The sequence below is a fragment of the Citrobacter sp. Cu233 genome (assembly GCF_030332225.1).
Classification (GTDB): domain Bacteria; phylum Pseudomonadota; class Gammaproteobacteria; order Enterobacterales; family Enterobacteriaceae; genus Citrobacter.
In genome coordinates, this window is sequence record NZ_JAOWIF010000043.1 from 132800 (window position 1) to 157132 (window position 24333).

The 24333-nt window shown below is 52.2% G+C and carries 25 protein-coding genes and 1 riboswitch; of the genes, 9 read left to right on the forward strand and 16 right to left on the reverse strand.

Features of this window, described 5'->3' with window-relative positions; translation table 11 throughout:
* The first annotated feature begins 35 nt into the window (after positions 1-35).
* Complete coding sequence (locus tag OGX95_RS21425) at positions 36-1733, forward strand: electron transfer flavoprotein-ubiquinone oxidoreductase (protein WP_286630921.1); 1698 nt, start codon at positions 36-38, stop codon at positions 1731-1733.
* Between the two features lie 112 nt (positions 1734-1845).
* Here the strand turns inward: OGX95_RS21425 and ychF are convergent, their stop codons facing one another.
* Both ychF and pth read right to left on the reverse strand, forming a co-directional pair.
* The gene (gene ychF, locus OGX95_RS21430; RefSeq protein ID WP_005122324.1) at positions 1846-2940 is read right to left on the reverse strand and encodes a redox-regulated ATPase YchF; all 1095 of its coding nucleotides are present in this window, start codon (positions 2938-2940) and stop codon (positions 1846-1848) included.
* 115 nt (positions 2941-3055) lie between these two features.
* Entirely contained in the window at positions 3056-3640 is a 585-nt protein-coding gene (gene pth / locus OGX95_RS21435; protein WP_003020814.1) for an aminoacyl-tRNA hydrolase, read from the reverse strand.
* Positions 3641-3914: 274 nt separating this feature from the next.
* On the opposite strand from pth, the gene ychH reads away from it, so the two are divergent.
* Positions 3915-4193, forward strand: coding sequence for a stress-induced protein YchH (gene ychH / locus OGX95_RS21440; protein ID WP_048211449.1), 279 nt, complete (start codon positions 3915-3917; stop codon positions 4191-4193).
* A 46-nt stretch (positions 4194-4239) separates the two neighbouring features.
* Here ychH and OGX95_RS21445 read toward each other — a convergent pair whose 3' ends face one another.
* The 12 genes from OGX95_RS21445 to lolB form a co-directional block, all read right to left on the reverse strand.
* Positions 4240-5049 (reverse strand): cytochrome c1, encoded by an 810-nt coding sequence (locus tag OGX95_RS21445; protein ID WP_286630922.1) that lies wholly within the window; start codon positions 5047-5049, stop codon positions 4240-4242.
* A gap of 4 nt (positions 5050-5053) precedes the next feature.
* The gene (locus tag OGX95_RS21450; RefSeq protein ID WP_286630923.1) at positions 5054-6226 is read right to left on the reverse strand and encodes a cytochrome b; all 1173 of its coding nucleotides are present in this window, start codon (positions 6224-6226) and stop codon (positions 5054-5056) included.
* Between the two features lies 1 nt (position 6227).
* Entirely contained in the window at positions 6228-6779 is a 552-nt protein-coding gene (gene petA, locus OGX95_RS21455) for a ubiquinol-cytochrome c reductase iron-sulfur subunit (protein WP_286630925.1), read from the reverse strand.
* Positions 6780-6803: 24 nt separating this feature from the next.
* Positions 6804-7244: a pseudoazurin gene (locus OGX95_RS21460; RefSeq protein WP_286630927.1), complete on the reverse strand. Its 441-nt coding sequence runs from the start codon at positions 7242-7244 to the stop codon at positions 6804-6806.
* A gap of 18 nt (positions 7245-7262) precedes the next feature.
* On the reverse strand, positions 7263-8042 hold the full coding sequence (locus OGX95_RS21465) for an ABC transporter ATP-binding protein (RefSeq protein ID WP_286630929.1): 780 nt from the start codon (positions 8040-8042) through the stop codon (positions 7263-7265).
* Positions 8039-9103, reverse strand: coding sequence for a FecCD family ABC transporter permease (locus OGX95_RS21470; protein ID WP_286630930.1), 1065 nt, complete (start codon positions 9101-9103; stop codon positions 8039-8041). Before OGX95_RS21470 ends, OGX95_RS21465 begins: the two co-directional genes overlap by 4 nt.
* A gap of 65 nt (positions 9104-9168) precedes the next feature.
* Positions 9169-10221 (reverse strand): ABC transporter substrate-binding protein, encoded by a 1053-nt coding sequence (locus OGX95_RS21475; RefSeq protein ID WP_353655433.1) that lies wholly within the window; start codon positions 10219-10221, stop codon positions 9169-9171.
* Between the two features lie 211 nt (positions 10222-10432).
* Positions 10433-10662, reverse strand: a riboswitch (cobalamin riboswitch).
* A gap of 244 nt (positions 10663-10906) precedes the next feature.
* Entirely contained in the window at positions 10907-11422 is a 516-nt protein-coding gene (locus tag OGX95_RS21480; RefSeq protein ID WP_286630932.1) for a GNAT family N-acetyltransferase, read from the reverse strand.
* 108 nt (positions 11423-11530) lie between these two features.
* Positions 11531-13210 (reverse strand): C4-dicarboxylic acid transporter DauA, encoded by a 1680-nt coding sequence (dauA, locus tag OGX95_RS21485; RefSeq protein WP_286630933.1) that lies wholly within the window; start codon positions 13208-13210, stop codon positions 11531-11533.
* Positions 13211-13334: 124 nt separating this feature from the next.
* On the reverse strand, positions 13335-14282 hold the full coding sequence (gene prs / locus OGX95_RS21490) for a ribose-phosphate diphosphokinase (RefSeq protein WP_001518537.1): 948 nt from the start codon (positions 14280-14282) through the stop codon (positions 13335-13337).
* A 266-nt stretch (positions 14283-14548) separates the two neighbouring features.
* Complete coding sequence (gene ispE / locus OGX95_RS21495) at positions 14549-15400, reverse strand: 4-(cytidine 5'-diphospho)-2-C-methyl-D-erythritol kinase (protein ID WP_286630934.1); 852 nt, start codon at positions 15398-15400, stop codon at positions 14549-14551.
* Positions 15397-16020, reverse strand: a complete 624-nt coding sequence (gene lolB / locus OGX95_RS21500; protein WP_286630935.1) for a lipoprotein insertase outer membrane protein LolB — start codon at positions 16018-16020, stop codon at positions 15397-15399. The genes ispE and lolB overlap by 4 nt, the downstream gene beginning before the upstream one ends.
* A gap of 303 nt (positions 16021-16323) precedes the next feature.
* On the opposite strand from lolB, the gene hemA reads away from it, so the two are divergent.
* Genes hemA through kdsA form a run of 6 tightly spaced genes read left to right on the forward strand, consistent with a single transcriptional unit; the run spans position 16324 to position 21629 of the window.
* Positions 16324-17580: a glutamyl-tRNA reductase gene (hemA, locus tag OGX95_RS21505; RefSeq protein WP_040233235.1), complete on the forward strand. Its 1257-nt coding sequence runs from the start codon at positions 16324-16326 to the stop codon at positions 17578-17580.
* A gap of 41 nt (positions 17581-17621) precedes the next feature.
* Complete coding sequence (prfA, locus tag OGX95_RS21510) at positions 17622-18704, forward strand: peptide chain release factor 1 (RefSeq protein ID WP_271440914.1); 1083 nt, start codon at positions 17622-17624, stop codon at positions 18702-18704.
* Positions 18704-19537 (forward strand): peptide chain release factor N(5)-glutamine methyltransferase, encoded by an 834-nt coding sequence (gene prmC / locus OGX95_RS21515; RefSeq protein ID WP_286630936.1) that lies wholly within the window; start codon positions 18704-18706, stop codon positions 19535-19537. The genes prfA and prmC overlap by 1 nt, the downstream gene beginning before the upstream one ends.
* Positions 19534-19926 carry an invasion regulator SirB2 gene (sirB2, locus tag OGX95_RS21520; protein WP_286630937.1) on the forward strand — a complete coding sequence of 131 codons (393 nt, stop codon included), beginning with the start codon at positions 19534-19536 and terminating at the stop codon, positions 19924-19926. Before prmC ends, sirB2 begins: the two co-directional genes overlap by 4 nt.
* A gap of 3 nt (positions 19927-19929) precedes the next feature.
* Positions 19930-20739, forward strand: coding sequence for an invasion regulator SirB1 (sirB1, locus tag OGX95_RS21525; protein WP_286630938.1), 810 nt, complete (start codon positions 19930-19932; stop codon positions 20737-20739).
* Between the two features lie 35 nt (positions 20740-20774).
* Positions 20775-21629: a 3-deoxy-8-phosphooctulonate synthase gene (gene kdsA, locus OGX95_RS21530; RefSeq protein WP_048211463.1), complete on the forward strand. Its 855-nt coding sequence runs from the start codon at positions 20775-20777 to the stop codon at positions 21627-21629.
* A gap of 116 nt (positions 21630-21745) precedes the next feature.
* Here the strand turns inward: kdsA and chaA are convergent, their stop codons facing one another.
* The gene (chaA, locus tag OGX95_RS21535; protein WP_286630940.1) at positions 21746-22846 is read right to left on the reverse strand and encodes a sodium-potassium/proton antiporter ChaA; all 1101 of its coding nucleotides are present in this window, start codon (positions 22844-22846) and stop codon (positions 21746-21748) included.
* 403 nt (positions 22847-23249) lie between these two features.
* On the opposite strand from chaA, the gene OGX95_RS21540 reads away from it, so the two are divergent.
* Positions 23250-23945 carry a gamma-glutamylcyclotransferase gene (locus tag OGX95_RS21540; RefSeq protein ID WP_286630941.1) on the forward strand — a complete coding sequence of 232 codons (696 nt, stop codon included), beginning with the start codon at positions 23250-23252 and terminating at the stop codon, positions 23943-23945.
* Between the two features lie 60 nt (positions 23946-24005).
* Here the strand turns inward: OGX95_RS21540 and OGX95_RS21545 are convergent, their stop codons facing one another.
* Positions 24006-24251 (reverse strand): DUF1883 domain-containing protein, encoded by a 246-nt coding sequence (locus OGX95_RS21545; RefSeq protein ID WP_042318612.1) that lies wholly within the window; start codon positions 24249-24251, stop codon positions 24006-24008.
* Positions 24252-24333: the final 82 nt, after the last annotated feature.

Genomic DNA, 24333 nt, shown 5'->3' on the forward strand with positions numbered 1-24333 from the left:
TACCCCATAACGTTTTTTCTTTCTCAGGAGGAAATATGCATCCAGACAGGTCAGCGCTCGATACCCAAAAGATCCGTGAGGCAATGGAGTTTGATGTCCTGATTGTGGGGGGCGGTCCATCGGGGCTGGCGGCGGCGATTCATCTGAAACAGTTGGCGGCACAGCGCCAGCAAACGCTTTCCGTTTGCCTGATCGACAAAGGTGCCAGCATCGGTGCACATATATTGTCCGGAGCGGTCATCGATCCTGTTGGATTGAATGAGCTGCTGCCGGGCTGGCAACAAACGCTGTCATTACCGCTAACGCCAGTGACGGAAGATCGTTTTTTGTTTTTGGGTGCCCAAAAGCACATTCGTGTACCGCAAACATTTTTACCTGAATGCTTTAAAAATCATGGCAACGTGATTGGGAGCCTTGGCCTGGTATGCCAGACACTTGCCCAGCAGGCGGAACAACTGGGCGTCGAAGTCTTTGCCGGATTTACGGGGACGGAGGTGCTTTATGATGAACAGGGTGCAGTAATTGGTGTCGCTACCGGTGATATGGGGCTGGACAAATCAGGTCAGCTGACTGTGCAGTATCAGCAAGGGATCAACCTGCTCGCCAGAACCACGCTTTTTGCTGAAGGATGCCGCGGGCAGCTAGGAAAAACAGTAATTGAGACGTTCGCACTAGACCGGGATAGCGCCCCCCAGACCTACGGACTGGGATTGAAAGAAGTGTGGCAAGTTCCCCCAGAACAGCATCAACCGGGGCTGGTGGTGCATTGTGCCGGTTGGCCGTTAGGCGCAGCAACCTACGGCGGTGGCTTTATCTACCATTATGGCGATAACCTGGTCGCGGTGGGATTGGTCGTTGGGCTGAATTACAGTAATCCGTGGTTGTCACCGTTTGAAGAGTTTCAACGTTTGAAAACGCATCCGGCCATTTCTGCGTATCTGCAACAGGGGAAACGCCTCAGTTATGGTGCCAGAACGATGGTTGCGGGAGGATTGTCATCACTGCCGATACTGAGCTTTAAAGGGGGGGCACTTCTTGGTGATAACGCTGGATTTTTAAACGCCGCACGAATCAAAGGCAGTCACTGCGCTATTAAAAGTGGAATGCTGGCCGCCCGGGCGACTCTCGAGGCTTTAGACATCGCGCAGCTTCAGGGGCAATATCTGGCAGATGAAGCGACTCTGACCGCGGTTTATCAGCAGGGCTTTCAGGACAGTTGGCTGTACCGCGAACTATACCAAACGCGTAACTTTAAACCCTATATGAAGAAGGGGCTGTATACAGGCTCTCTCTTATTTGGTGCGGAACAACTGTTATTGAAAGGCCATGCGCCGTGGACGTTAACACTGAAACAAAGCGATCATCAGGCACTCAAACCTGCTTCCAGTGAGGCGAAGATTAACTATCCAAAGCCTGACGGTGTGCTGACATTCGACCGATCTTCATCGGTGTTTTTGTCGAATACTAACCATGAAGAAGATCAGCCTTGCCATCTGAGGTTGAAAGATGAGCGTATCCCGCTCACGGTCAATCTACCATTGTACGCGGCACTGGAGACACGTTACTGTCCGGCGGGTGTTTATGAAATTGTTGAGCTTGAGCGGCAACCTCATCTGCAAATTAATGCGCAGAACTGCCTGCACTGTAAGGCCTGTGATATTAAAGACCCAACGCAAAATATCACCTGGACGGCTCCTCAGGGAGGAGAAGGTCCTCTGTATCAGGGAATGTAAAACAGCTGTTCTGAATAGATTCGAGACACAAAAAAACCACGCAATCGCGTGGTTTTTTTGTGTCTCTGGACTGATGAAGCTCGATGGAACCCCAACAGTCAGCAGAAGTGATTTAGACGTTGAACAGGAAGTTCATCACATCGCCATCTTTAACGATGTAATCTTTACCTTCTGCACGCATCTTGCCGGCTTCTTTCGCGCCTTGCTCACCTTTATAGGTGATAAAGTCTTCAAATGCGATGGTTTGTGCGCGGATAAAGCCTTTCTCGAAGTCGGTGTGGATCTTACCGGCTGCCTGCGGGGCGGTTGCGCCGACAGGGATGGTCCACGCACGGACTTCTTTCACGCCAGCGGTGAAGTAGGTCTGCAGGTTCAGCAGTTCGTAGCCTGCGCGGATAACGCGGTTCAGGCCAGGCTCTTCCAGACCCAGTTCAGCCATAAATTCGTCACGGTCAGCATCGTCGAGTTCAGCAATGTCAGCTTCAACAGCGGCACAAACGGCAACCACGACGGAGCCTTCAGCGTCGGCGATTTCGCGAACTTTATCAAGGTACGGGTTGTTTTCAAAACCGTCTTCGTTCACGTTGGCGATATACATGGTTGGCTTCAGCGTCAGGAAACTCAGGTATTTGATGGCTGCCTTGTCTTCGTCAGTCAGGTTTTTCAGTGCACGCAGCATACCGGCGTTTTCCAACTGCGGCAGGCATTTTTCCAGTGCAGCCAGTTCAGCTTTAGCGTCTTTATCACCGCCTTTGGCTTTCTTCTGTACGCGGTGGATAGCACGCTCGCAGGTGTCGAGGTCGGACAGCGCCAGTTCGGTGTTGATAACGTCGATATCGTCAGCGGGATCCACTTTGTTGTTAACGTGGATAATGTTGTCGTTTTCGAAGCAGCGAACAACGTGACCGATAGCTTCGGTTTCACGGATGTTGGTCAGAAACTGGTTACCCAGGCCTTCACCTTTGGATGCGCCTTTTACCAGGCCCGCGATATCCACAAATTCCATTGTGGTTGGCAGGATACGCTGTGGTTTGACGATTTCGGCCAGTTGATCCAGACGAGGATCGGGCATCGGGACAACACCCGTGTTCGGCTCGATAGTACAGAACGGGAAGTTTGCCGCTTCAATACCCGCTTTTGTGAGCGCGTTGAACAGGGTGGATTTGCCTACGTTTGGCAAACCGACGATACCGCATTTGAATCCCATGTTTAAATCACCTTAATCTTTTGATATTCAACCTGTTATGGAAAACAGATTGTAGAAATGTAAATAACTCTGCCTATTATACACAGCACGCGAGAAAAATGCCGCACATCGCTGCTTATTGCGCTTTAAAGGTGTGTAACCGGCTCGTTGCTTTGGTGAGTCCATCTTTGAATAAAATCTCGGTACAACGTGCCGCTTCGTCAATGGCTTCATCAATTAACTTCTGTTCTGAAACAGGCGGTTTGCCTAAAACAAAACCGACAACTTTATTTTTATCGCCCGGATGGCCGATTCCAACGCGTAAACGATGAAAGTTAGGGTTATTACCTAACTTGCTGATGATGTCTTTCAGGCCATTATGTCCGCCATGACCCCCGCCCAGCTTAAATTTGGCGACGCCAGGTGGCAGATCTAATTCATCGTGGGCGACCAGAATTTCATCAGGGTTAATGCGATAAAAGCTGGCCATCGCGCCAACGGCTTTGCCGCTCAGATTCATAAATGTGGTCGGTACCAGCAGGCGGACATCTTCACCTTCAAGCGTGACTCTGGAGGTGTAACCGAAGAACTTCGGCTCATCGCGCAGGGGGGCACGGAGTCTCTCTGCCAGTAAATCGACGTACCATGCGCCTGCATTATGTCGCGTTGCCGCATACTCTGCGCCGGGATTCGCCAGGCCGACAATCAATTTAATCGCCACGTAATTTGTCCTGAGTGTGTCTATAACCGGCGTGTAGTTTACTGTTTGCCGACGCGCTTGACAAAAAACGGCGTGCGCCGCCTCGAAAACTGAATAATTGCAGGAATGGACTATTGGAAATTGAGGGTGTTCAGTAGCTTATTTGTAAAGTTTTGTTGCATTGGTGTTTGTAATTGTGATCACAGGCGCACTTGCGAACGGCAGTGTTGTCTATACTTTACACATAAGGATTAGGGATATTCCCTGTAACAACCCAAAGTTCCGGAGGTGACACATGAAACGCAAAAACGCTTCGTTACTCGGTAACGTGCTCATGGCTTTAGGGTTGGTGGTGATGGTTGGTGGTGTTGGTTATTCTATTTTAAACCAGTTGCCGCAATTTAATCTGCCACAGTTTTTCGCACACGGTGCCGTGCTCAGTATTTTTGTTGGCGGTGTCCTTTGGCTGGCGGGTGCCCGCGTCGGGGGACATGAACAAATCAGCGACCGTTATTGGTGGGTTCGTCATTACGACAAACGCTGCCGTCGTAATGATAGCCAACGCCACAGCTAAGTGCTGACATAATCTGCAGACCAGCCAGCGTTTCGCTGACTGGTCGTTAGTTTTTCTCGTTGCTGCGCGAGCGGGATCGCATGCGCTGTAACAGTGCTAATAGCGTCAGCATAATCACCAGATATCCCATAACGACCGTTCCCTGATGTTTTCTGCTCTCAAGCTGCGGGTCAGCGGCCCACGCCAGAAACGCGGTGACATCTCGTGCGTACTGTTCTTCCGTTTGGGGAGCATGCGTTTGCATAGCCCAGGTGATGTCATTGTCAGCCAGCGGTTTGGGCATATTAATCATCCTGCCAGGGAAAAAACGGTTGGTTTTCATCTCCGGGTCATCGGTTGCATACCCGGTCAGCAGCGCATAAACGTAATCAGCACCTTGCTCGGTGTAGGGGGTGAACGCATCCAGTAAAAATCGCGGAAACCCACGGTCGTAAGTTCGCGCTCGAACGATATAGCTCAGGTCAACCGGTAGCGCGCCATTATTCAGGTATTTTGCTTCCTGTTCATTCAGATAAGGTGACGCGAAAATATCGTTCAGATTGCCTTCCCGTTCGCCGGGTTGGCCGTCGTCTTCAATTGTCGCGAAGACGTAGCCGCTGGCCAGTGTTTTGGCTTCCGCCTCACTGAGTTGCGGCCCTCCTGCTTTAGTCAACGTTTTGAAAGTGAGATATTTCATACCGTGGCAGGCCCGGCATTTCTCTTCATATACCTGCAGCCCGCGTCGCAGTTGTTCGCTATCGTGTTTACCGTTCACGCCGCTAAACGACCATGTCTGCGCGGTGGGGCGCTGTGCGTAAATCGCGTTGCTAAAGAAAAGAGCCAGAGTCAGAGTTACAGTGGTTAAAAATCGCGCCATGATGTCAGTCCTGTCGCTCCAGTAAACGTCGGCACGGCAGCACAAGCAGAAACCATGCAAAATAAATAAATGTTGAAAGCTGAGACGCCGCGCGTGTCCAGCCATCGTCATCGCTAAAACCATCAACTAAGTCCGGTCCGACCAATGCTTTTGAGCCCAACCAGCCCAGAAAGAGCGCATTGGCGACCCAAAGCCAAAAAATGGCTTTAACCAGCCGACTGTTATTGCGAAACCGTGCGTGTGACGTATCCAGCCAGGGGAGAAAATAGAAAATCAGTACCGCAGCGCACATCGCAGTGATGCCTGCCAGTTCATTGGGGAAACAGCGCAGAATGGAGAAGAAAGGCAGGAAGTACCATTCAGGCGCGACAATAGCCGGTGTGAGTGTTGGGTCTGCCGGGATAAAGTTATCGGCGCTACTGAGATAGTGCGGCGCGAAAAACAGAAACCAGGCAAACAGCATTAAAAAGAGGGTGAGTTTGATAGCATCGTTATCGGTGATGCGAAAATCGAACAACAAACGCCGGGACTCTTTGGGCGAAAATGTTTTCTTCCGCGCGTGGGCAAAAGCCGACTGGACGGTACGGATGTGCCATATCGTGACCACGACAATGGCGAAGGGGATGATAAAGTGAAGGACATAAAAACGGCCTAATGTCGGCGTGCCGGGCATATAGCCACCGACCAAAAAGGTATATAGCGTATCGCCAATAAACGGTACCGCCCGGGCGAAACTGGTGATGACCGTAGCGGCCCAGTAGCTTTTTTGCCCCCAAATCAGGCTATAGCCGAGAAACGCGGTGATCATCAACAGCACATACAGTGTCACGCTGATTGCCCACATCTTCAGATAGGGTTTGCGGTAGACGTTGTAATACATTGCCCGGAAAATATGCAGATAACAGGCGAAGAAAAAAAGCGATGCGCCAATAGCATGCAGATTGCGCACCAACTCACCGTGTCTGACTGCACGCAGAATATGAACAATAGAGTCAAAAGCAGAGCCCGCTGTAGGCACATAGAACATAGCCAGCACGATACCGGAGAGCATTTGCACGCCCAGCATGACCAGCAATATGAGACCGACAGCAAAGATCCACACGCCAGCGACTGAGCGGGGGACTGGAAGACGAAACTGCAGGTGATACCAGGGGGGGGACGGATAAGCGGATTTCATCTCAGGCATCCTTCGTACCAATACGCAGACTCAGGCCGTCAGCCGACACGCTAAAGTCAGGGATGGCCAGATTCGCTGTGGCCGGGCCTCGCGTTACACGCCCGGAGGTGTCAAACTCGGAACCATGACACGGGCAGACCCAGCCCTGTCCGTTGGGGTTGGCATTGGGGACACAACCAGCATGTGGGCAGTAACCTTGTACGACCAGCCACTGTGGATGTGCCGCTGCCACCCGCTCGCTATCCGCTTGTGGATCGGCCAGTAAACGCAGATCAGCTTGCCGCGCCGCGGCGATCTCCTCCGCCGTGCGGTGGCGAATCAGGATCAGTTTTCCCTGCCAGATACGTTTCACCGTCTGGCCTGCCGTTACGCCAGCGAGGGAGACATCAACAGGTTCATTTTCCGCCACAGTTTTATCATCCGGACCCAGCGCGGAAATAAGTGGCCAGACGGCGGCGGTCACGCCCGCTGCGCCGACAAATGTCGTCAGCTTGCACAGGCAATCGCGTCGCTGAGTTTGGATTGTTTCGCTAAGCGTTTTTTTATCCACCACCGTTATTCTCCCTTTATGACGGCGTTACTGTTTATCGATGCGGGTATAAATTTCCTGAAAACGCTTATCGGCAAGACCAGGGGCTTTGAACGCGCGGTAGCTGTCGGGTAAAACGGCGTCGCCGACTTTAATCAGCATGATCATGCCCTGCGCGTAGTGCGGTGAACATTTGATACCGTAGAAACCTGCATTGTCGTATTTCACTTCAATTTCTTCATCGATTTTGCCGATAAAACCGGGGTATCCGGCGGGAGAGAGTTCGGCAATTGATGCGGCATTGTGGCTCTTATGTTTGCGGATAAACTTCACGCTATCACCTGGCTGGATCGCCAGATAGTCCGGCTCATAAACCATCGGGCCGCCTGTACCGCGGTTTTTCATCAGCACTTCGTAGGTTTGTGCAAAAGCCGTCGAGGTGAAGGCTAACAGGCATAAGATTTGCAAAATTTGCTTAACGCGTTTCATTGCGGTTCCTTTCGGTGTTTACGCGGGGCGTTGGTAACGGATAAAACAGTTCGCTTCGTCGGGGGCGTGTTCGACAATCGCGTCGATCCCAAACCAGCTATTAAGATTTTCACGGGTAAAAATGGCGGCAGGACGTCCCTGCATCGCCAGCTGTCCGGCCTTCATCACCATGATGCGATCGCAGAACATCGCCGCATGATTCAGGTCGTGTAGGGCGGCGATGACGGTGAGTTTTTCACGTTTAACCAGATTGAGCAGGCCAATCTGATGCTGGATATCAAGATGGTTTGTCGGCTCATCCATCAGCAGTACCTGCGGCTGTTGTGCCAGCGCTCTGGCGATGTGCAGACGTTGACGCTCTCCGCCGGAGAAGGTATGCCAGCAGCGATGCTGCATGTTTTGTAGGGAGACTTTCTCCAGCATCGTCTGCACAATGTCGTCGTCTTTCCTCGACCACGGCGACAGCAGGCTCAGCCATGGCGTGCGACCAAGCGAAACCGCCTGAATGGCGGTGAGACGCTCGCTGGTTTCAGCCTGTTGTTCAACCAGTGCCACCTTTTGCGCCAGATGGCGGCGTGAATAGCGACGAATATCCTGATGATTTAGCGTGACGTGCCCGGAAGAGGGGTTCAGTAAACCTGCCAGGAGCGAAATCAGCGACGTTTTCCCGGAACCATTGGGGCCGATAATGCCGACAAACTCGCCGCGCGATACCTGAAAAGAGACATCATTGACGATGGCTTTGCCTTTGACCTCCCAGTAGAGGTGCTGGGCGTTTATCACAGGATTAGCGGTCATTTCCCCGGATTCCCTCGTATCAAAATGATGGCAAATGCCGGTGCGCCGACCAGTGCGGTAATCACGCCGATCGGCAGGACCTGTCCTGGAAGTAAGGTGCGTGAAATAACATCCGCGACGATAAGGAAAATGGCGCCAATAAGTGCGCTGACGGGCAGTAGGCGATGGTGCTGATTTCCCACCAGTAATCGCGCAGCATGGGGAATGACCAGTCCGACAAAGCCAATGGCACCGACGATTGACACCATGATGGCCGTCATCCCTGTCACGGCGGCAATCAGTACGCCACGGGTGCGTTTAACGGGAATGCCCAGCGATGCCGCCGATTCTGCGCCAAACGAGAAAGCATCCAGATGGCGGGCGTAGCAAAAGCAAACGACAATGCCAATCAGCGCAGTAGGGATTGCCAGCACGACATCCGGCCAACGTACCCCGCTGAGATTGCCCAGCAGCCAGAACATGATGCCCCGAGCCTGTTCGGCATTGGCTGAACGCGTAATGATGAGTGAGGTAATGGCATTGAACAACTGTGAACTGGCAATCCCGGCGAGAATGATTTGCGTGGTGGCCGAGCCGCTTTTGCCCCTTGCCGCCATCGCCAATAGCGCGACAAACAGAAATGCCGTCAGCGCGCCAATAAACGCGCCAAGCGACATGGAAATGATCCCTGCGCCAAGTCCGGTCAGGGCGATGAGCACCGCACCCGTTGAGGCTCCGGCAGAAATACCCAGCAGGTAAGGTTCGGCCAGCGCATTGCGCAGCAGCGACTGGAGAACCACGCCTGAAATCGCCAGACAGGCTCCGCAGCAGGCGGAAACCAGCGCACGGGTCAGGCGGTAGTTCCAGATAATCCCGGCATCAAGCGCATCTACCGCATACTGTGTATCAAACAAGCGGTTTGCCAGCGTATGGCTGACATGTTGCCACGGGATAACCGTCTCACCGATTGAAACGCCCGCCAGAAGGACGCCGCACATCACCATGCTGACCCACAGCGTGTGGAATAGCGTCCGGCTGGCAAGCTGGCTCATGGCATGACGCGTCCTGCGTAATTCGCTCATTGTTTACGACTTCCCGGAGTACGAAAAGGCGCTATGCCCGCATAAGGCATAACGCGTGACGAGAGTTAGTGAGTCGTCTGAGGGTGCGCCAGGTCATATTGCACCAGCGCATCGGCGAGTTTTTCCAGCCCGTCAATGGTTCTGATACCCGCGTTCATGGTCTGCACGTCGATTACCGGCAGGTGGTTTTCTTTCACTGCCGGGATCAGCCGGGTAACAGGATCGGACGTGAGATATTCCATTTTGACTTTCCAGTCATCGGCCGGGAAGCGGCGACGGCCCATCTCGCCGAGGACGATGACCGATGGGTTGGCTTTGGCAATGGTTTCCCAACCTACTGTTGGCCACTCCTCGGCAGAATCAATGACATTTTTCACCCCAAGAGATTGCGCTATCCACGCCGCGGGGCCAAATTTCCCGGCGACATAGGGATCAAGCTGCAGGTCGGCGCTGGAGAACCAAAAAACGGCAGATACGGGGTTGTCCATACCGGCAATCTTAGCTTTCGCGGCGGCTTCACGTGCTTTCAGGCTGGCAATCAGTTCATCGCCTTTGTCCTGTACATCAAAAATTTTCGCCAGGTCAGCAATTTCCTGATAGACCATGGCGATATCAAACATGCTCTTACGCACGCCGTCACCGCCGTCTTCGTTGTCTTTGGCGCAATCGGCCGGGGCGGTATAAACCGGAACGTGTAATTCGCTAAATTGTTCGTAAGAGGCAACTGTGCCCGCAGGGCCAATCTGCCATTCAAACTGACTGGCCACCAGATCCGGTTTTTTCGCAATAATCCCTTCGAAACTCGGGATGTTTTGCGCAATGACCGCAATCTTGTCATTCGCCGCTTTGTACTGTTCAGATACCGGGCCAAACCACAGTGATGTCCCAACAACACGATCGGCCAGACCCAGGGAATAGAGGATTTCAGTACTGTTTTGTCCAACGGTAGTCACGTGTTTTGGCGCATGATTAAAGGTAATATCCCTGCCACAGTTTTTGATCGTTAGTGGATATTCTGTTTTAGCCGCAGAAGCCATATTGCTGGTCAGGAAGAGTGCTGCGCCAGTCAGTGCCAGAAGTGAAAGTTTGCAATAAGCAGAAGTTATTTTTGCGTGCATTAGCGTTGTCCCGTTCATGCCAGAATCTGAACGTCTGGTCATGGTTCATTTCGTTCCATAAATTCGGGACAGGCACATGACGATAGATGACATCTAATCGTGAACTGCGGGCAAGATAATATGAAAATAAAACATATTGTTGCCAATTTGTTCAGAAATTATATTATTCATTCGTCAAATAAATCACCCCATGGACCATCCCGTCCACTCAATGTATACAACCTTGACAGCAGGTCTCCTGGCTCGCGGCAATCTGAATATCGGCCTTCCCATAAATGCGTTCTTTACAGTGACCTGTCGTGGATAATCCACGACACAGTGATATTCAGTTTCCGCTTACAGTTGCGGGGGCAGCTATGGCATAAGATTAAAATAATCCGCACCATATTCCGTTTCAAAATGATAAATAGATTCTGAAATACTGTCGGTGGGGACTTTATCGGTATCGAATAGCCCCGTCAACCGCTTGAATAAGTAGGGTTGATACCACTTTTGGTTTTTAATTCAATTAAATCAATTAGTTGCTTTTTTTTGCTTGCGACATTAATTATGTGGAAAGCACAAGTGTCGATAAACTAAATGAGAATTGTTTGATGTTGATCAATTAATGTTTTCTTTGCCGACCTGACCACGATTAATAACGAAATTTATTGTGATATTTAATTATTTGCGCGGCGTCACATTTTTATTGATATTTTTCCATGTGCACGATTTGCTGTTCGCCACCTTCATCAAAATAGACGGTAAAGTGATTCCGCAACCAAAATTGATAGCCACCAGGTAAAAAATGGTGGGTGTGCAGATAGCGTGTTTTATATTGTTGTCGGTCACAAAATTGTTCCGCCAGCAGGACAAGTTGGCTGCCTATGCCTTGCCGACGATATTCCTGTGCGACGTAGCAGCGACAAATTTCTGCGGTTGAGGATAATTGATAGCGTCCACGCAGTGCCGGTATTCGATCATCGTACTGGCAGACCGCCAGCGTAGCGATAAGTTGCTGTCGGTTATTCCATGCGCCGAGCAACAGACTTCGCGGCTGATGGAGGTAGTGTGAGCGCAGATTTAATACATCTGCATGCGGTTCAGGTACCGGTCGGTTAGCGTTAAAATAGAGATTTAAATGGTGGATAATAAACGACTGAACGGCCGAAATATCAGCCTCAGTTATTTCACGGAATATAAATGCAGCATCAGCGTTCATCGTTGCAGATATCATCAGAACCAGGGAAACTGGATAATAGCAACTCAGACACGTTTACAGAAGAGAAGTGTTACCGGCAAGCCTTCCCAAGCCGGTAACATAGTAAGATTAAATATCTGCCAGTGCGGCATCTCGGTTCGGGAAGAACGTCAGACGACCAGGGATGGGTTGGATACCCGCGCGCGCCATGGTGCGTAGCGGCTGGAACTCCAGGTTACTGATACGCAACTCACAACCTTCCGGCAGGCGTTTAACAAAACGCTGGAAGGCGTCGAGACCGCCTGCATCCAGCACCGGTACTGCGTCCCACTTCAGCACCACAATGCGTTTGCCTTCGAGGCGAGATTCGAGATCGGTAAAGAGTCCCTCTGCTGCGGCAAAGAACAACGGGCCAATAACGCGCAGTACCAGTACATCGTCTGGTACGTCTACGTTGACCGGTGCCAGACGCGTCATGCGCGCAATACGGCGCATAAACAGCAGTGAAGCGAGAACAATACCGACGCTGATGGCGATAACCATATCGAACAGTACCGTCAGCGACATACACATCAGCATGACGATGATGTCGTCTTTCGGCGCGTGGCGCAGCAGATCCACAACTTTATGCGCTTCGCTCATGTTCCACGCCACCATCAACAGCAGGGCAGCCATTGCCGAAAGGGGTAGCCAGGAGAGCAGCGGGGCCAGCACCAGCAGTGCAAGGATCACCAGAATCGCGTGAATGACCGCAGAAATTGGCGACGTTGCGCCGGCACGAACGTTAGCCGCTGAACGGGCAATCGCGGCGGTGGCGGTAATACCACCAAAGAACGGGGCGACAATATTACCCAGGCCCTGACCAATCAGTTCACTATTGGCTTTATGCTTCGTCCCTGTCATTCCATCGAGCACGACGGCACACAGCAGGGATTCAATCGCCCCCAGCATCGCCATCGAGAAGGCGGCGGGTAGCAGCGCCTGTAATGAGCTCCAGCTCAGCGTAAAGTTTGATTCTGGCATATTCCACGGCAATACCAGTTGGGGTAGCAACTGCGGAATACCGTTGCCTTGCGAACCATCGGCCAGTATGTAGTGAAACTGGGAACCGATAGTGGCGACATGCCCACCGCTCAGGTTAACAATACCCATTACCGCACAGCCTGCCAGCAGCGCCGGAAGGTGGCCAGGCAGACGGATCCCCAGCCGCGGCCAGAAAATCAGGATCCCCAGCGTGACTACGCCAATGGCGGCGTCGCCGAAGTTGATGGTTGGCAATGCCATAAACAGTGCACCGACCTTCTGCAGGTAGTGCTCCGGGACATGAGCCATCTGTAAACCAAGAAAATCTTTAATCTGCATGGTACCGATGGTAATACCAATACCCGATGTAAAGCCTAACGTGACTGACACGGGAATATATTCGATCAGGCGACCAAAGCGAGCGAGGCCGAAAAGGATCAGGAATATCCCGGACATTAGCGTGGCGACCAGCAGGCCTGCCAGCCCAAACTGTTGCGACACCGGATACAAAATCACCACGAAGGCGGCGGTAGGGCCTGATACGCTAAAGCGTGAGCCCCCAGTGAGGGCGATAACAATCCCAGCCACGGCCGAGGTGTACAGGCCGTACTGTGGTGCAACGCCACTACCGATTGCCAGTGCCATTGCCAGCGGAATCGCAATGATCCCAACGGTTATCCCGGCGATCAGATCACGTGTAAAACGTGAGGCGGTATACTTTTCTTTCCAACAAGCGTCGATGAGGGCGCGGAAAGGCATCACATGTGAGGAAAATAATTTATTCACAATAATGTTTCATCCATGAGCGCATCATCTGTCAACTAAATGGCAGGTGAAGGAGGCATAAGTCATACAAATAAGTGTTACAGATAAAAAAACCCGCCGCAGCGGGTTTTTGAGCCGGGCTCGATTAATGCTCGAACATGGCAGAGATGGATTCTTCGTTGCTGATACGACGAATCGCTTCGGCCAGCATACCCGACAGGGTCAACGTACGCACGTTCGGCAGTGCTTTGATTTCGTCGGTCAGTGGAATGGTGTCACAGACAACGACTTCATCAATTACTGAGTTGCGCAGGTTGTTTGCCGCATTACCTGAGAAGATCGGGTGAGTTGCATAAGCAAATACGCGTTTGGCACCACGTTCTTTCAGCGCTTCAGCTGCTTTACACAGCGTACCGCCAGTATCGATCATGTCATCAACCAGCACGCAGTCACGACCTGCAACGTCACCAATGATGTGCATCACCTGAGAAACGTTCGCACGTGGGCGACGTTTATCGATGATAGCCATATCGGTGTCGTTCAGCAGCTTAGCGATAGCGCGGGCACGCACGACGCCACCGATGTCCGGAGAAACCACAATCGGGTTGTCCAGATTCAGCTGCAGCATGTCTTCTAACAGAATCGGGCTACCGAATACGTTATCAACCGGCACATCAAAGAATCCCTGGATCTGTTCAGCATGCAGGTCAACGGTGAGGACGCGGTCAACGCCAACGCTGGACAGGAAGTCCGCGACGACTTTAGCGGTAATCGGTACACGAGCAGAACGTACGCGACGATCCTGACGTGCATAGCCGAAGTAAGGGATAACGGCGGTGATACGGCCTGCGGAAGCACGGCGCAGCGCATCAACCATAACGACCAATTCCATCAGGTTGTCGTTAGTAGGGGCACAAGTGGACTGGATGATGAAAATATCACCACCGCGTACATTTTCATTAATTTGTACGCTGACTTCGCCGTCGCTAAAGCGACCTACAGCGGCGTCGCCGAGTGAAGTGTACAGGCGGTTGGCAATACGTTGTGCTAGTTCCGGGGTGGCGTTACCAGCAAAAAGCTTCATATCAGGCACGAGAAGAACCTCAGGCATGCGTCCATTGGTGGAAAGAATCTGCCGAAAACTGTGCGGGCCAGGCAGTATCCTCTCCAGGCGGTGTATTAAAGAGCGCGATGCAACGTCTGGAACAGGGTGACGTTGTCACCGCAACTCAGCTTGCCCGGCTTACTCGTCATCATTCACGTTTCATGTGCGCTGGCATCAATTTCTCACACCAGTCACATACTTTTGTATGTGTCTGGCGATTCGTCATCTCGCCATCTTCCTGAAACCCAAATGATTTAGAGTAGCGCTCTGTGCAATGGGGAGAGGTTGACACCTTTCGCCACAAAGCCTTTGAGCCAATCCGGGGCTTGCTCAAGCACCTGGCGAGCACGGGACTCAGTGTCAAATTCAGCAAAGACACAAGCCCCTGTACCAGTCAGGCGCGACGGCGCGTATTCTAACAGCCAGGAAAGCGCCGCATCAACCTCGCGAAAACGTTTTCTTGCGATAACCTCGCAATCATTGCCGAATTCACATTTTAGTAACGTTTCTATTGACCTTTTTGGCGTGTTACGGGGGAGGTCAGGATCTTTAAAAATCACCGGCGTTGGAATGCTGACTCCTGGATGAGCGATCAGGTACCACTTTTCTGCTGGATTGACCGGCGTCAGGACTTCTCCTACGCCTTCAGCAAAGGCTGCGTGACCGCGTACGAATACCGGTACGTCGGCACCCAGCGTTAAGCCCATTACCGCCAGTTCATCTACAGACAACCCACACTGCCATAGATGATTCAGTGCCACTAAAACGGTGGCGGCATTCGATGAGCCACCGCCCAGACCACCGCCCATCGGCAGACGTTTGTGAATGCTGATGTCTGCGCCACTGCCGGTTGGCAGGCGACCGCGTTCCGCGGCGGTTTTCATGAGCAAGCGTGCGGCGCGCACAATCAGGTTGTCTTCATGCTCAACGCCATCCACTGGCGTTAACAGGCGAATTTGACCGTCGCTGCGTACGCTGATACTAATCTCGTCGCCATAATCGAGAAACTGAAACAGTGTTTGTAGCGTGTGATAACCATCCGCACGTTGTCCGGTGATGTATAAAAACAGATTCAGTTTCGCCGGGGAGGGCCAGTGGGTCATCATTTCACAATCCAGTTATCCATTTTCAGCTTAATGCGCTGGTCGCCGTCGGACAGCTCCATATTTGCAGGCATCGCCGGCTGTGTTTTGCTGTCGTAGGCGCTGTACACGACTTTCCAGTTTTTACCGTCTTTACTGTAATTCACTTCGCTCAGGCGGTATTGATCGTCGAGCTTGTAATCTGTTGCATCGCCGGGCAAGCCAAGGATCCACTGGCGCAGGCTGTTCAGCGGGATGGGCATCCCGGTCAGTTTGCCGATCATTTCTTCAGCATCGTCAGCGGTGTAGTGCTTCCCTTTGTTGTCGACGAGTTCCACGTTGCCCGGTTGCGCGTTCAGTTCCAGTTCGGTACTACCCAACGGATTGGTCAGCAGGAGACGATAGCGATCCTGGCCAGTTTGCTGCCAGAAAAAGCGGGCATACACTTTTTGCTGGTCGGAAATATAGGCAAACGCACCGCGTGTCTGATATTGGTTCAGGGCGCGCACTTCCTGCTGGTGCTGGCGCCACTGTGGAGAGTCGGGGCTTTTGCCGGGACCTTTCGGCGCGTTGAGCGCACAGGCGGTGAGAACCAGGCTTGCCAGTGGCAACAGACGGATCAGGCGAAAATCAGGCAGGGTCATAGTGATGACAAATCCTTGTAATACGGTGCATTAATTGTCTGATGGCGCGGCGCTTATCAGGCCTACAAACTGAATCTGCAGGTCGGAAAAGACGCGTTTTCGCCATCCGGCAAAATCATGCCAGCGGTTGCAGTTATAACCCTTAATGCTAGCGCCGACCGTGAATATCGTCTACGGTCACGTTATCTTAATTTAAACCGTAAGCTATTACTCCAAAAGGGGGCAGTCTCTTTTATTGGCCGCACGCATCCTGTATGATGCACGCAGTCTAACCTTATCAACGCTGGTACTATTCCCGCACACATGACCCTTTTAGCGCTTGGTATTAACCATAAAACGGCACCTGTATCGCTGCGAGAACGCGTAACGTTTTCGCCGGACACGCTCGATCAGGCGCTGGACAGCCTGCTTGCGCAGCCAATGGTGCAGGGCGGGGTAGTGCTGTCGACGTGTAACCGCACAGAGCTGTATCTCAGCGTAGAAGAGCAGGATAACCTGCAGGAAGCACTGATTCGCTGGCTGTGTGAGTACCACAATCTGAACGAAGAAGACCTGCGCAGTAGCCTCTACTGGCATCAGGACAACGATGCTGTCAGCCATCTGATGCGCGTTGCCAGTGGTCTGGATTCACTGGTGCTCGGCGAGCCACAAATTCTGGGGCAGGTGAAAAAAGCGTTTGCGGACTCGCAAAAAGGCCACCTGAACGCCAGTGCGCTGGAACGTATGTTCCAGAAATCATTTTCCGTTGCGAAACGTGTACGCACAGAAACGGATATCGGCGCCAGCGCGGTGTCAGTTGCCTTTGCTGCCTGTACGCTGGCGCGTCAGATCTTTGAATCCCTTTCCACGGTAACCGTGTTGTTAGTGGGTGCCGGCGAGACCATCGAGCTGGTGGCGAGACATCTGCGTGAGCACAAAGTGAAGAAGATGATCATCGCTAACCGCACACGTGAGCGTGCGCAGGTGCTGGCCGATGAAGTCGGCGCCGAGGTGATTTCTCTGAGCGATATTGATGCCCGCTTACAGGATGCCGATATTATTATCAGTTCTACCGCCAGCCCGCTGCCGATAATCGGCAAGGGGATGGTCGAACGTGCGCTAAAAAATCGCCGTAATCAGCCTATGCTGTTGGTTGATATTGCGGTACCGCGCGACGTTGAACCGGAAGTGGGCAAACTGTCCAACGCCTATCTGTATAGTGTTGACGACCTGCAAAGCATTATTTCGCATAACCTGGCGCAGCGCAAAGCGGCCGCCGTGGAAGCGGAAACCATTGTTGCGCAGGAAACTAGCGAGTTTATGGCCTGGCTGCGAGCACAAAGCGCAAGCGAGACCATCCGCGATTATCGCAGTCAGTCTGAACAAATCCGTGATGAACTGACCGCCAAAGCGTTGGCTGCTCTGGAACAGGGCGGTGATGCGCAAGCCATTATGCAGGACCTGGCGTGGAAGCTGACTAACCGCCTGATCCACGCACCAACTAAATCACTTCAACAGGCCGCCCGTGACGGGGACAGTGAACGCCTGAATATTCTGCGCGACAGCCTCGGGCTGGAGTAGCAGTACACCAATCTCATTTTTTACAGGGTGCATTTACGCCTATGAAGCCTTCTATCGTTGCCAAACTGGAAGCCCTGCATGAACGCCATGAAGAAGTTCAGGCGCTGCTCGGTGATGCGGGAACCATCGCAGACCAGGAACGTTTTCGTGCATTGTCGCGCGAATATGCGCAATTAAGTGATGTTTCCCGTTGTTTTACGGACTGGCAACAGGTTCAGGAAGATATCGAAACGGCACAGATGATGCTCGACGATCCTGAAATGCGTGAAATGGCGCAGGATGAACTGCGCGAAGCAAAAGAAAAATGTGAACAACTGGAACAGCATCTGCAGGTTCTGCTGCTGCCAACCGATCCTGATGATGAACGTAACGCCTTCCTTGAAGTGCGTGCGGGAACCGGTGGTGATGAAGCGGCACTGTTTGCGGGTGATTTGTTCCGCATGTACAGCCGTTATGCTGAATCGCGTCGCTGGCGGGTAGAGATCATGAGCGCCAACGAAGGCGAACATGGTGGCTACAAAGAAATTATTGCTAAAGTCAGCGGTGATGGTGTCTACGGTCGACTGAAATTTGAGTCCGGTGGTCACCGCGTACAGCGCGTTCCGGCGACCGAATCTCAGGGGCGTATCCATACTTCTGCCTGTACGGTAGCGGTGATGCCGGAACTGCCGGACGCAGAACTGCCGGATATCAACCCAGCCGATCTGCGTATTGATACTTTCCGGTCATCGGGGGCGGGTGGTCAGCACGTTAACACCACCGACTCAGCAATCCGTATTACCCACTTGCCAACCGGTATCGTGGTGGAGTGTCAGGACGAACGTTCGCAGCATAAAAACAAAGCGAAAGCGATGTCGGTGTTGGGGGCGCGTATTCGTGCCGCTGAAGTGGCCAGACGTCAACAGGCGGAAGCCTCTGAGCGTCGCAACCTGTTGGGCAGCGGCGATCGTAGCGATCGCAATCGTACCTATAACTTCCCGCAGGGGCGTGTGACCGATCACCGCATCAACCTGACGCTTTACCGTCTGGATGAAGCGATGGAAGGTAAACTGGATATGCTGATTGAGCCGATTGTCCAGGAATACCAGGCCGATCAGCTGGCGGCGTTGTCCGAGCAAGATTAATGGACTATCAGCAATGGCTGCGTGAGGCAATCAGCCAGTTACAGACCAGTGAAAGTCCGCGCCGTGATGCCGAGATCATACTTGAGTTCGTCACCGGCAAGGCGCGTACCTTTATTTTGGCGTTTGGTGAAACGGAATTAACCGTAGCACAGCATGAACAACTGAACGCGCTGGTGGCGCGCCGTCAGCGGGGGGAGCCCGTCGCGCACTTAACCGGTGTTCGTGAATTCTGGTCGCTGCCGCTGTTTGTTTCACCCGCCACGCTCATTCCGCGTCCGGATACCGAGTGCCTGGTTGAACAGGCATTGGCGCGTTTGCCTGCCTCGCCGTGCCGTATTCTTGATCTGGGCACGGGTACTGGTGCCATCGCGCTGGCGCTGGCATCTGAGCGTCCGGATTGCACGGTGACAGCAGTTGACCGCATGCCGGATGCCGTAGATCTGGCAAACCGCAATCGACAGAATCTGGCCATCGACAATGTGCGAGTGTTGCAAAGCAACTGGTTCAGCGCCTTGCAGGGGCAACAGTTTGAGATGATCGTCAGTAACCCCCCGTACATCGATGAGCAGGACCCGCATCTGGCGCAGGGCGATGTGCGCTTTGAGCCACTGTCGGCGCTGGTCGCAGGCGCAAGTGGTCTGGCGGATATCGTGCATATCATCGACCAGTCTCAGCACGTATTAACCCCCGGTGGCTATCTGCTGCTGGAACATGGCTGGCAGCAGGGCGAGGCGGTACGCGACGCGTTTACCCGCGCGGGTTACCAGGCGGTTGAAACCTGCCGTGACTATGGCGGCAACGAGCGGATTACGCTCGGGCGCATCCCATCATGAATACGTTCAGCACGCTACTCACTATTCATCTCGTTAGCATCGTGCTTTCTGTCGGGTTACTCACGTTGCGTTTTTGGTGGCGTTCTGCCAATACACGCCTTGCAACATCGCGCTGGACGCGTATTCTGCCACCGATCATTGATACTGTTTTACTTCTCAGCGGCGTGGCGTTGATCGCTAAAACGCACATACTGCCATTCACCGAACAGGGGACATGGCTGACTGAAAAGCTGTTTGGGGTTATCATTTACATCGTTTTGGGTTTTATTGCGCTTGATTACCGTCGGGCGCGCAGCCAGCAGGCGCGATTAATCGCATTTCCGCTGGCGCTGGTGGTGCTGTACATCATCATTAAACTCGCCACCACAAAAATACCGTTACTGGGGTAAGTCATGAGGTCGTTAGCTGATTTCGAATTTAATAAAGCGCCGTTGTGTGATGGGATGATCCTGGCGTCGGAGTCAATCCGTCTGGATTTTCCAACACAAACTGTCTACGACGAACTGGAACGTCTGGTTAGTCAGGCGCAAGAAGAAATTAGCCAGCTCCTGTCTCAGGATGAGCAACTGGATAAACTGCTGGCACTTTTTTATGGCGAATGGGGGTTTACGGACACCCACGGCGTCTACCGTCTTTCTGATGCACTATGGCTCGACCAGGTCCTGAAAAATCGTCAGGGCAGTGCGGTTTCACTCGGTGCCATCTTATTGTGGATTGCTAACCGACTGGATCTGCCGTTGGTTCCGGTGATCTTCCCGACGCAGCTGATCCTGCGTATTGAATCGCTGGAAGGTGAAATGTGGTTGATCAACCCGTTCAATGGCGAAACGTTAAATGAGCACACGTTAGAAGTGTGGCTGAAGGGTAATATTAGCCCGGTTGCCGAACTGTTCAACGAGGATCTTGACGAAGCGGATAACGCGGAAGTGATCCGTAAGCTGCTCGACACGCTGAAATCTTCGCTAATGGAAGAGCGGCAAATGGAACTGGCGCTGCGAGCCAGCGAAGCATTACTGCAGTTTAATCCTGAGGATCCGTATGAAATACGCGATCGCGGATTGATTTACGCGCAGCTGGAATGTGAACATGTTGCGCTGACAGATTTAAGTTATTTCGTTGAGCAGTGTCCGGAAGACCCCATCAGCGAAATGATCCGTGCGCAGATTAATACTATTTCGCACAAACAAATTGTATTGCATTGATTAATAACACTTTACCTACCGTTTAAGGCGATCCTATGAAACAAAAAGTGGTTAGCATTGGCGACATCAACGTGGCAAATGACCTGCCGTTCGTGCTGTTTGGCGGCATGAACGTGCTGGAATCCCGCGATCTGGCGATGCGCATTTGTGAGCACTACGTAACCGTTACTCAAAAACTGGGTATCCCTTACGTGTTCAAAGCCTCCTTTGATAAAGCCAACCGTTCTTCCATCCACTCTTACCGTGGGCCAGGCCTTGAAGAAGGGATGAAAATCTTCCAGGAACTGAAGCAGACGTTTGGCGTTAAAGTGATCACCGACGTTCATGAAGCCAGCCAGGCACAGCCTGTTGCCGATGTGGTGGATGTGATTCAGCTTCCGGCATTCCTTGCTCGTCAGACCGATCTGGTAGAAGCGATGGCGAAAACGGGCGCTGTTATTAACGTGAAAAAACCGCAATTCGTGAGCCCGGGTCAGATGGGCAATATCGTGGATAAATTCCATGAAGGCGGTAACGACAAGGTTATCCTGTGCGACCGTGGTGCGAACTTTGGTTATGACAACCTGGTTGTAGATATGCTGGGCTTTAGCGTGATGAAGAAAGTTTCCGGTAACTCTCCGGTGATTTTTGACGTCACCCACGCGCTGCAGTGTCGCGATCCGTTTGGCGCTGCAAGCGGCGGCCGTCGTGCACAGGTTACCGAACTGGCTCGCGCCGGTATGGCGGTAGGCCTGGCGGGTCTGTTTATTGAAGCGCACCCGGATCCAGCCCATGCCAAATGTGACGGTCCGTCCGCGCTGCCGTTAGCGAAACTGGAACAGTTCCTCACTCAGATTAAAGCAATCGATGATCTGGTGAAAAGCTTCGATGAGCTGGACACTGAGAACTAAGTCTGGCTGGACCGCCCGGTAGCACCAACGCTTATCGGGCTGACAAAACCGCAAGATGTGAAGTGAAATATACTCAAGGCCGGATAAGACGTATTGCGTCGTATCCGGCTTTTTTTTCAGGCGAATATCGTCATCAGGTAGGCGATAAACAGTGCCAGATGCGCTGCACCGTTGAGCACATTGGTGCGTCCGGTGGAAAAGGAGATATGGCACAGCACCAGCGAAGAAACCATGACAATCATCTCTGGGGCACCCAGCGCGAACACCAGGTCATTCCCCGTTGCCCAGGCGATCAGTGTGACGACGGGTACGGTCAGTGAGATGGTGGCAAGTACAGAGCCGAAGAATAAATTCATCGCTCGCTGCACCTGGTTGCTCAGCACTGCTTTCAGCGCACCTAAACCTTCAGGGGAGAGAATAAGCAACGCCACCAGGAAACCGGTAAATGCCACTGGTGCATTCAGCTCAGTGAGTAATGTTTCCAGCGGATTAGCATTCATTTTGGTAACGGCAATGACGGCAATTAAATGGATGACCAGCCAGGCGGCGTGCCAAAGATTGCTGTGCGCTGAAGGTTTACCATGATGCGGGTCGTCGTCGTCACCCTCATCTTCATGCTCGTAAATAAACAGGCTCTGGTGCGTTTTGGTCTGGATCAACAAAAATACGCCGTACATTGCTGCTGAAATTAACGCCACCAGCAGTGCCTGTGCAGTGGTGAAATTCGCTCCCGGTAATGCCATCGGGAATACCAGCACGATAATGGCCAGCGGGAATAAAGCGATTAAATACTGCTTAATACCGAACAGGTTCATATACTGGGTAGCAAATTTGCGGCCGCCCAACAGTAATGAAAACCCGACCAGCCCACCGGTTACGATCATAATGATTGAATAGAGCGTATCGCGCATTAGCGTGGGTGCGGCATCTCCGGTTGCCATTAATGCGGAAATTAAACTGACTTCGAGAATAACAACCGAAAGGCTGAGAATCAGCGAGCCATAGGGCTCACCAAGTCGGTGAGCTAATACGTCTGCATGACGGACAACGCTGAATGCGCTACTTAATATACCAATAAGGGCTAGTGCGTTAATGCCGATGACCACTGGTAGTGACTGACTGCTCCCCCAAAAGAACAGCACCACCAGCGCCAAAATCGGAAAGGCGAGCGAGGTCTCCTTGTGGCGGGTTTTTACCGCCTCATGTGCATGTGTCATGTAATTAATTCTCCATCTCTGCAGGTGCTTATAATTATAAATGTATTAAAGAATGTAAAAAATAACAGATTTTTCGGTATTTTCGATCTGATTTTACGTAATTTTACGGCATGGACCGTTTTTTGCATCAAAGCGAGCAAAATGCTGTGTCTTGTTTATAGAGTATTTAAATAACAAGATGTTAGGTTTGTGAATCAATCAAAATATCGCACGATGATATGCGAACGGTCGCGCCAGACCGGGACATATAAAGAGGATATAAAGTGCCGTTGAGCCTTTGTTGCCTTGCATGCAGTCGGTGAATTGCCTATTGTCCTGGTATTGGTTTCAAAATGAGCAGTAAAAAAGCCTGGAAGGCGTCAAAAAAGTTGTCGCAGGGAAGTCGCAGTGGCGGAGGTGTAAGGTGTTAACGCGTGATTTTTTATTGAATGCTGACTGTAAGACGGCATTTGGTGCTATTGAAGAATCACTACTCTGGTCAGCGGAACAACGGGCAGCCTCACTGGCCGCCACGCTTGCCTGCCGTCCAGATGATGGACCGGTGTGGATCTTTGGTTATGGATCGTTGATGTGGAATCCGGCGTTAGAGTTTGAAGAGTCCTGTACAGGGACGTTAGTCGGTTGGCATCGCGCATTTTGTTTGCGCCTGACGGCAGGGCGGGGAACGGCATGTCAGCCGGGACGGATGTTGGCCCTGAAAGAGGGAGGGCGCACTACGGGTGTGGCTTACCGTTTACCGGATGCCTCGCTGGAGCAAGAGCTGTCCCTGCTGTGGAAGCGTGAAATGATCACCGGATGTTACCTTCCAACCTGGTGTCAGCTCACGCTGGATGATGGCCGAACGGTGAGCGCGCTGGTCTTTATTATGGATCCGCGGCATCCATTGTTTGAGTCCGATACCCGTGCTCAGGTCATCGCGCCGCTTATTGCTTCTGCCAGTGGACCACTGGGAACCAACGCGCAATATCTGTTCTCGCTGGAACAGGAATTGGTGAAGTTGGGGATGCAGGATGACTGTCTTAACGATCTGGTGGTTACGGTCAAGAGATTGTTGGGAGATAACTCGCCGGAAGGCGTCATGCGACCCGGATTTGCTTAGGTGTTGCCGGGTTATCTGTTGTGTGCCCGATAAGCGTAGAGGCTTTCGGGCATTACATCATCAGGCTGCAATATAACTGATTGAATGCTCCAGAGACTGGCTGTGGCTGTCGATCAGCACGTTCCAGACGCCGGTATACGGTACGGTCAGCCATGCGTTATCACGATTCTGCACGCTTAAAATGTCGGTCTGCGTGTCTTTGACGTGATTTTTCTCGCTCATCAGATGGATGTGACAACGCTCTGAACAGCGTACAACTACCGTATCTCCACCAAATAACTTCAAACTTGCCTTCACTAATGCCATTTTTCACCCCGTTCTTGAAAACAACGTACTTTCTGTCGAAAGTGCTGCGTGATGTTGTTCACATTTCACTCATTGCATAACA

Coding starts and splice junctions, on each gene's coding strand:
- OGX95_RS21425 (WP_286630921.1), top strand. CDS start 36: ATGCATCCAGACAGGTCAGCGCTCGATACCCAAAAGATCCGTGAGGCA.
- ychF (WP_005122324.1), bottom strand. CDS start 2,940: ATGGGATTCAAATGCGGTATCGTCGGTTTGCCAAACGTAGGCAAATCC.
- ychH (WP_048211449.1), top strand. CDS start 3,915: ATGAAACGCAAAAACGCTTCGTTACTCGGTAACGTGCTCATGGCTTTA.
- OGX95_RS21445 (WP_286630922.1), bottom strand. CDS start 5,049: ATGGCGCGATTTTTAACCACTGTAACTCTGACTCTGGCTCTTTTCTTT.
- OGX95_RS21450 (WP_286630923.1), bottom strand. CDS start 6,226: ATGAAATCCGCTTATCCGTCCCCCCCCTGGTATCACCTGCAGTTTCGT.
- OGX95_RS21460 (WP_286630927.1), bottom strand. CDS start 7,244: ATGAAACGCGTTAAGCAAATTTTGCAAATCTTATGCCTGTTAGCCTTC.
- OGX95_RS21465 (WP_286630929.1), bottom strand. CDS start 8,042: ATGACCGCTAATCCTGTGATAAACGCCCAGCACCTCTACTGGGAGGTC.
- OGX95_RS21470 (WP_286630930.1), bottom strand. CDS start 9,103: ATGAGCGAATTACGCAGGACGCGTCATGCCATGAGCCAGCTTGCCAGC.
- OGX95_RS21475 (WP_353655433.1), bottom strand. CDS start 10,221: ATGCACGCAAAAATAACTTCTGCTTATTGCAAACTTTCACTTCTGGCA.
- OGX95_RS21480 (WP_286630932.1), bottom strand. CDS start 11,422: ATGAACGCTGATGCTGCATTTATATTCCGTGAAATAACTGAGGCTGAT.
- ispE (WP_286630934.1), bottom strand. CDS start 15,400: ATGATGACCCACTGGCCCTCCCCGGCGAAACTGAATCTGTTTTTATAC.
- lolB (WP_286630935.1), bottom strand. CDS start 16,020: ATGACCCTGCCTGATTTTCGCCTGATCCGTCTGTTGCCACTGGCAAGC.
- hemA (WP_040233235.1), top strand. CDS start 16,324: ATGACCCTTTTAGCGCTTGGTATTAACCATAAAACGGCACCTGTATCG.
- prfA (WP_271440914.1), top strand. CDS start 17,622: ATGAAGCCTTCTATCGTTGCCAAACTGGAAGCCCTGCATGAACGCCAT.
- prmC (WP_286630936.1), top strand. CDS start 18,704: ATGGACTATCAGCAATGGCTGCGTGAGGCAATCAGCCAGTTACAGACC.
- sirB2 (WP_286630937.1), top strand. CDS start 19,534: ATGAATACGTTCAGCACGCTACTCACTATTCATCTCGTTAGCATCGTG.
- sirB1 (WP_286630938.1), top strand. CDS start 19,930: ATGAGGTCGTTAGCTGATTTCGAATTTAATAAAGCGCCGTTGTGTGAT.
- kdsA (WP_048211463.1), top strand. CDS start 20,775: ATGAAACAAAAAGTGGTTAGCATTGGCGACATCAACGTGGCAAATGAC.
- chaA (WP_286630940.1), bottom strand. CDS start 22,846: ATGACACATGCACATGAGGCGGTAAAAACCCGCCACAAGGAGACCTCG.
- OGX95_RS21545 (WP_042318612.1), bottom strand. CDS start 24,251: ATGGCATTAGTGAAGGCAAGTTTGAAGTTATTTGGTGGAGATACGGTA.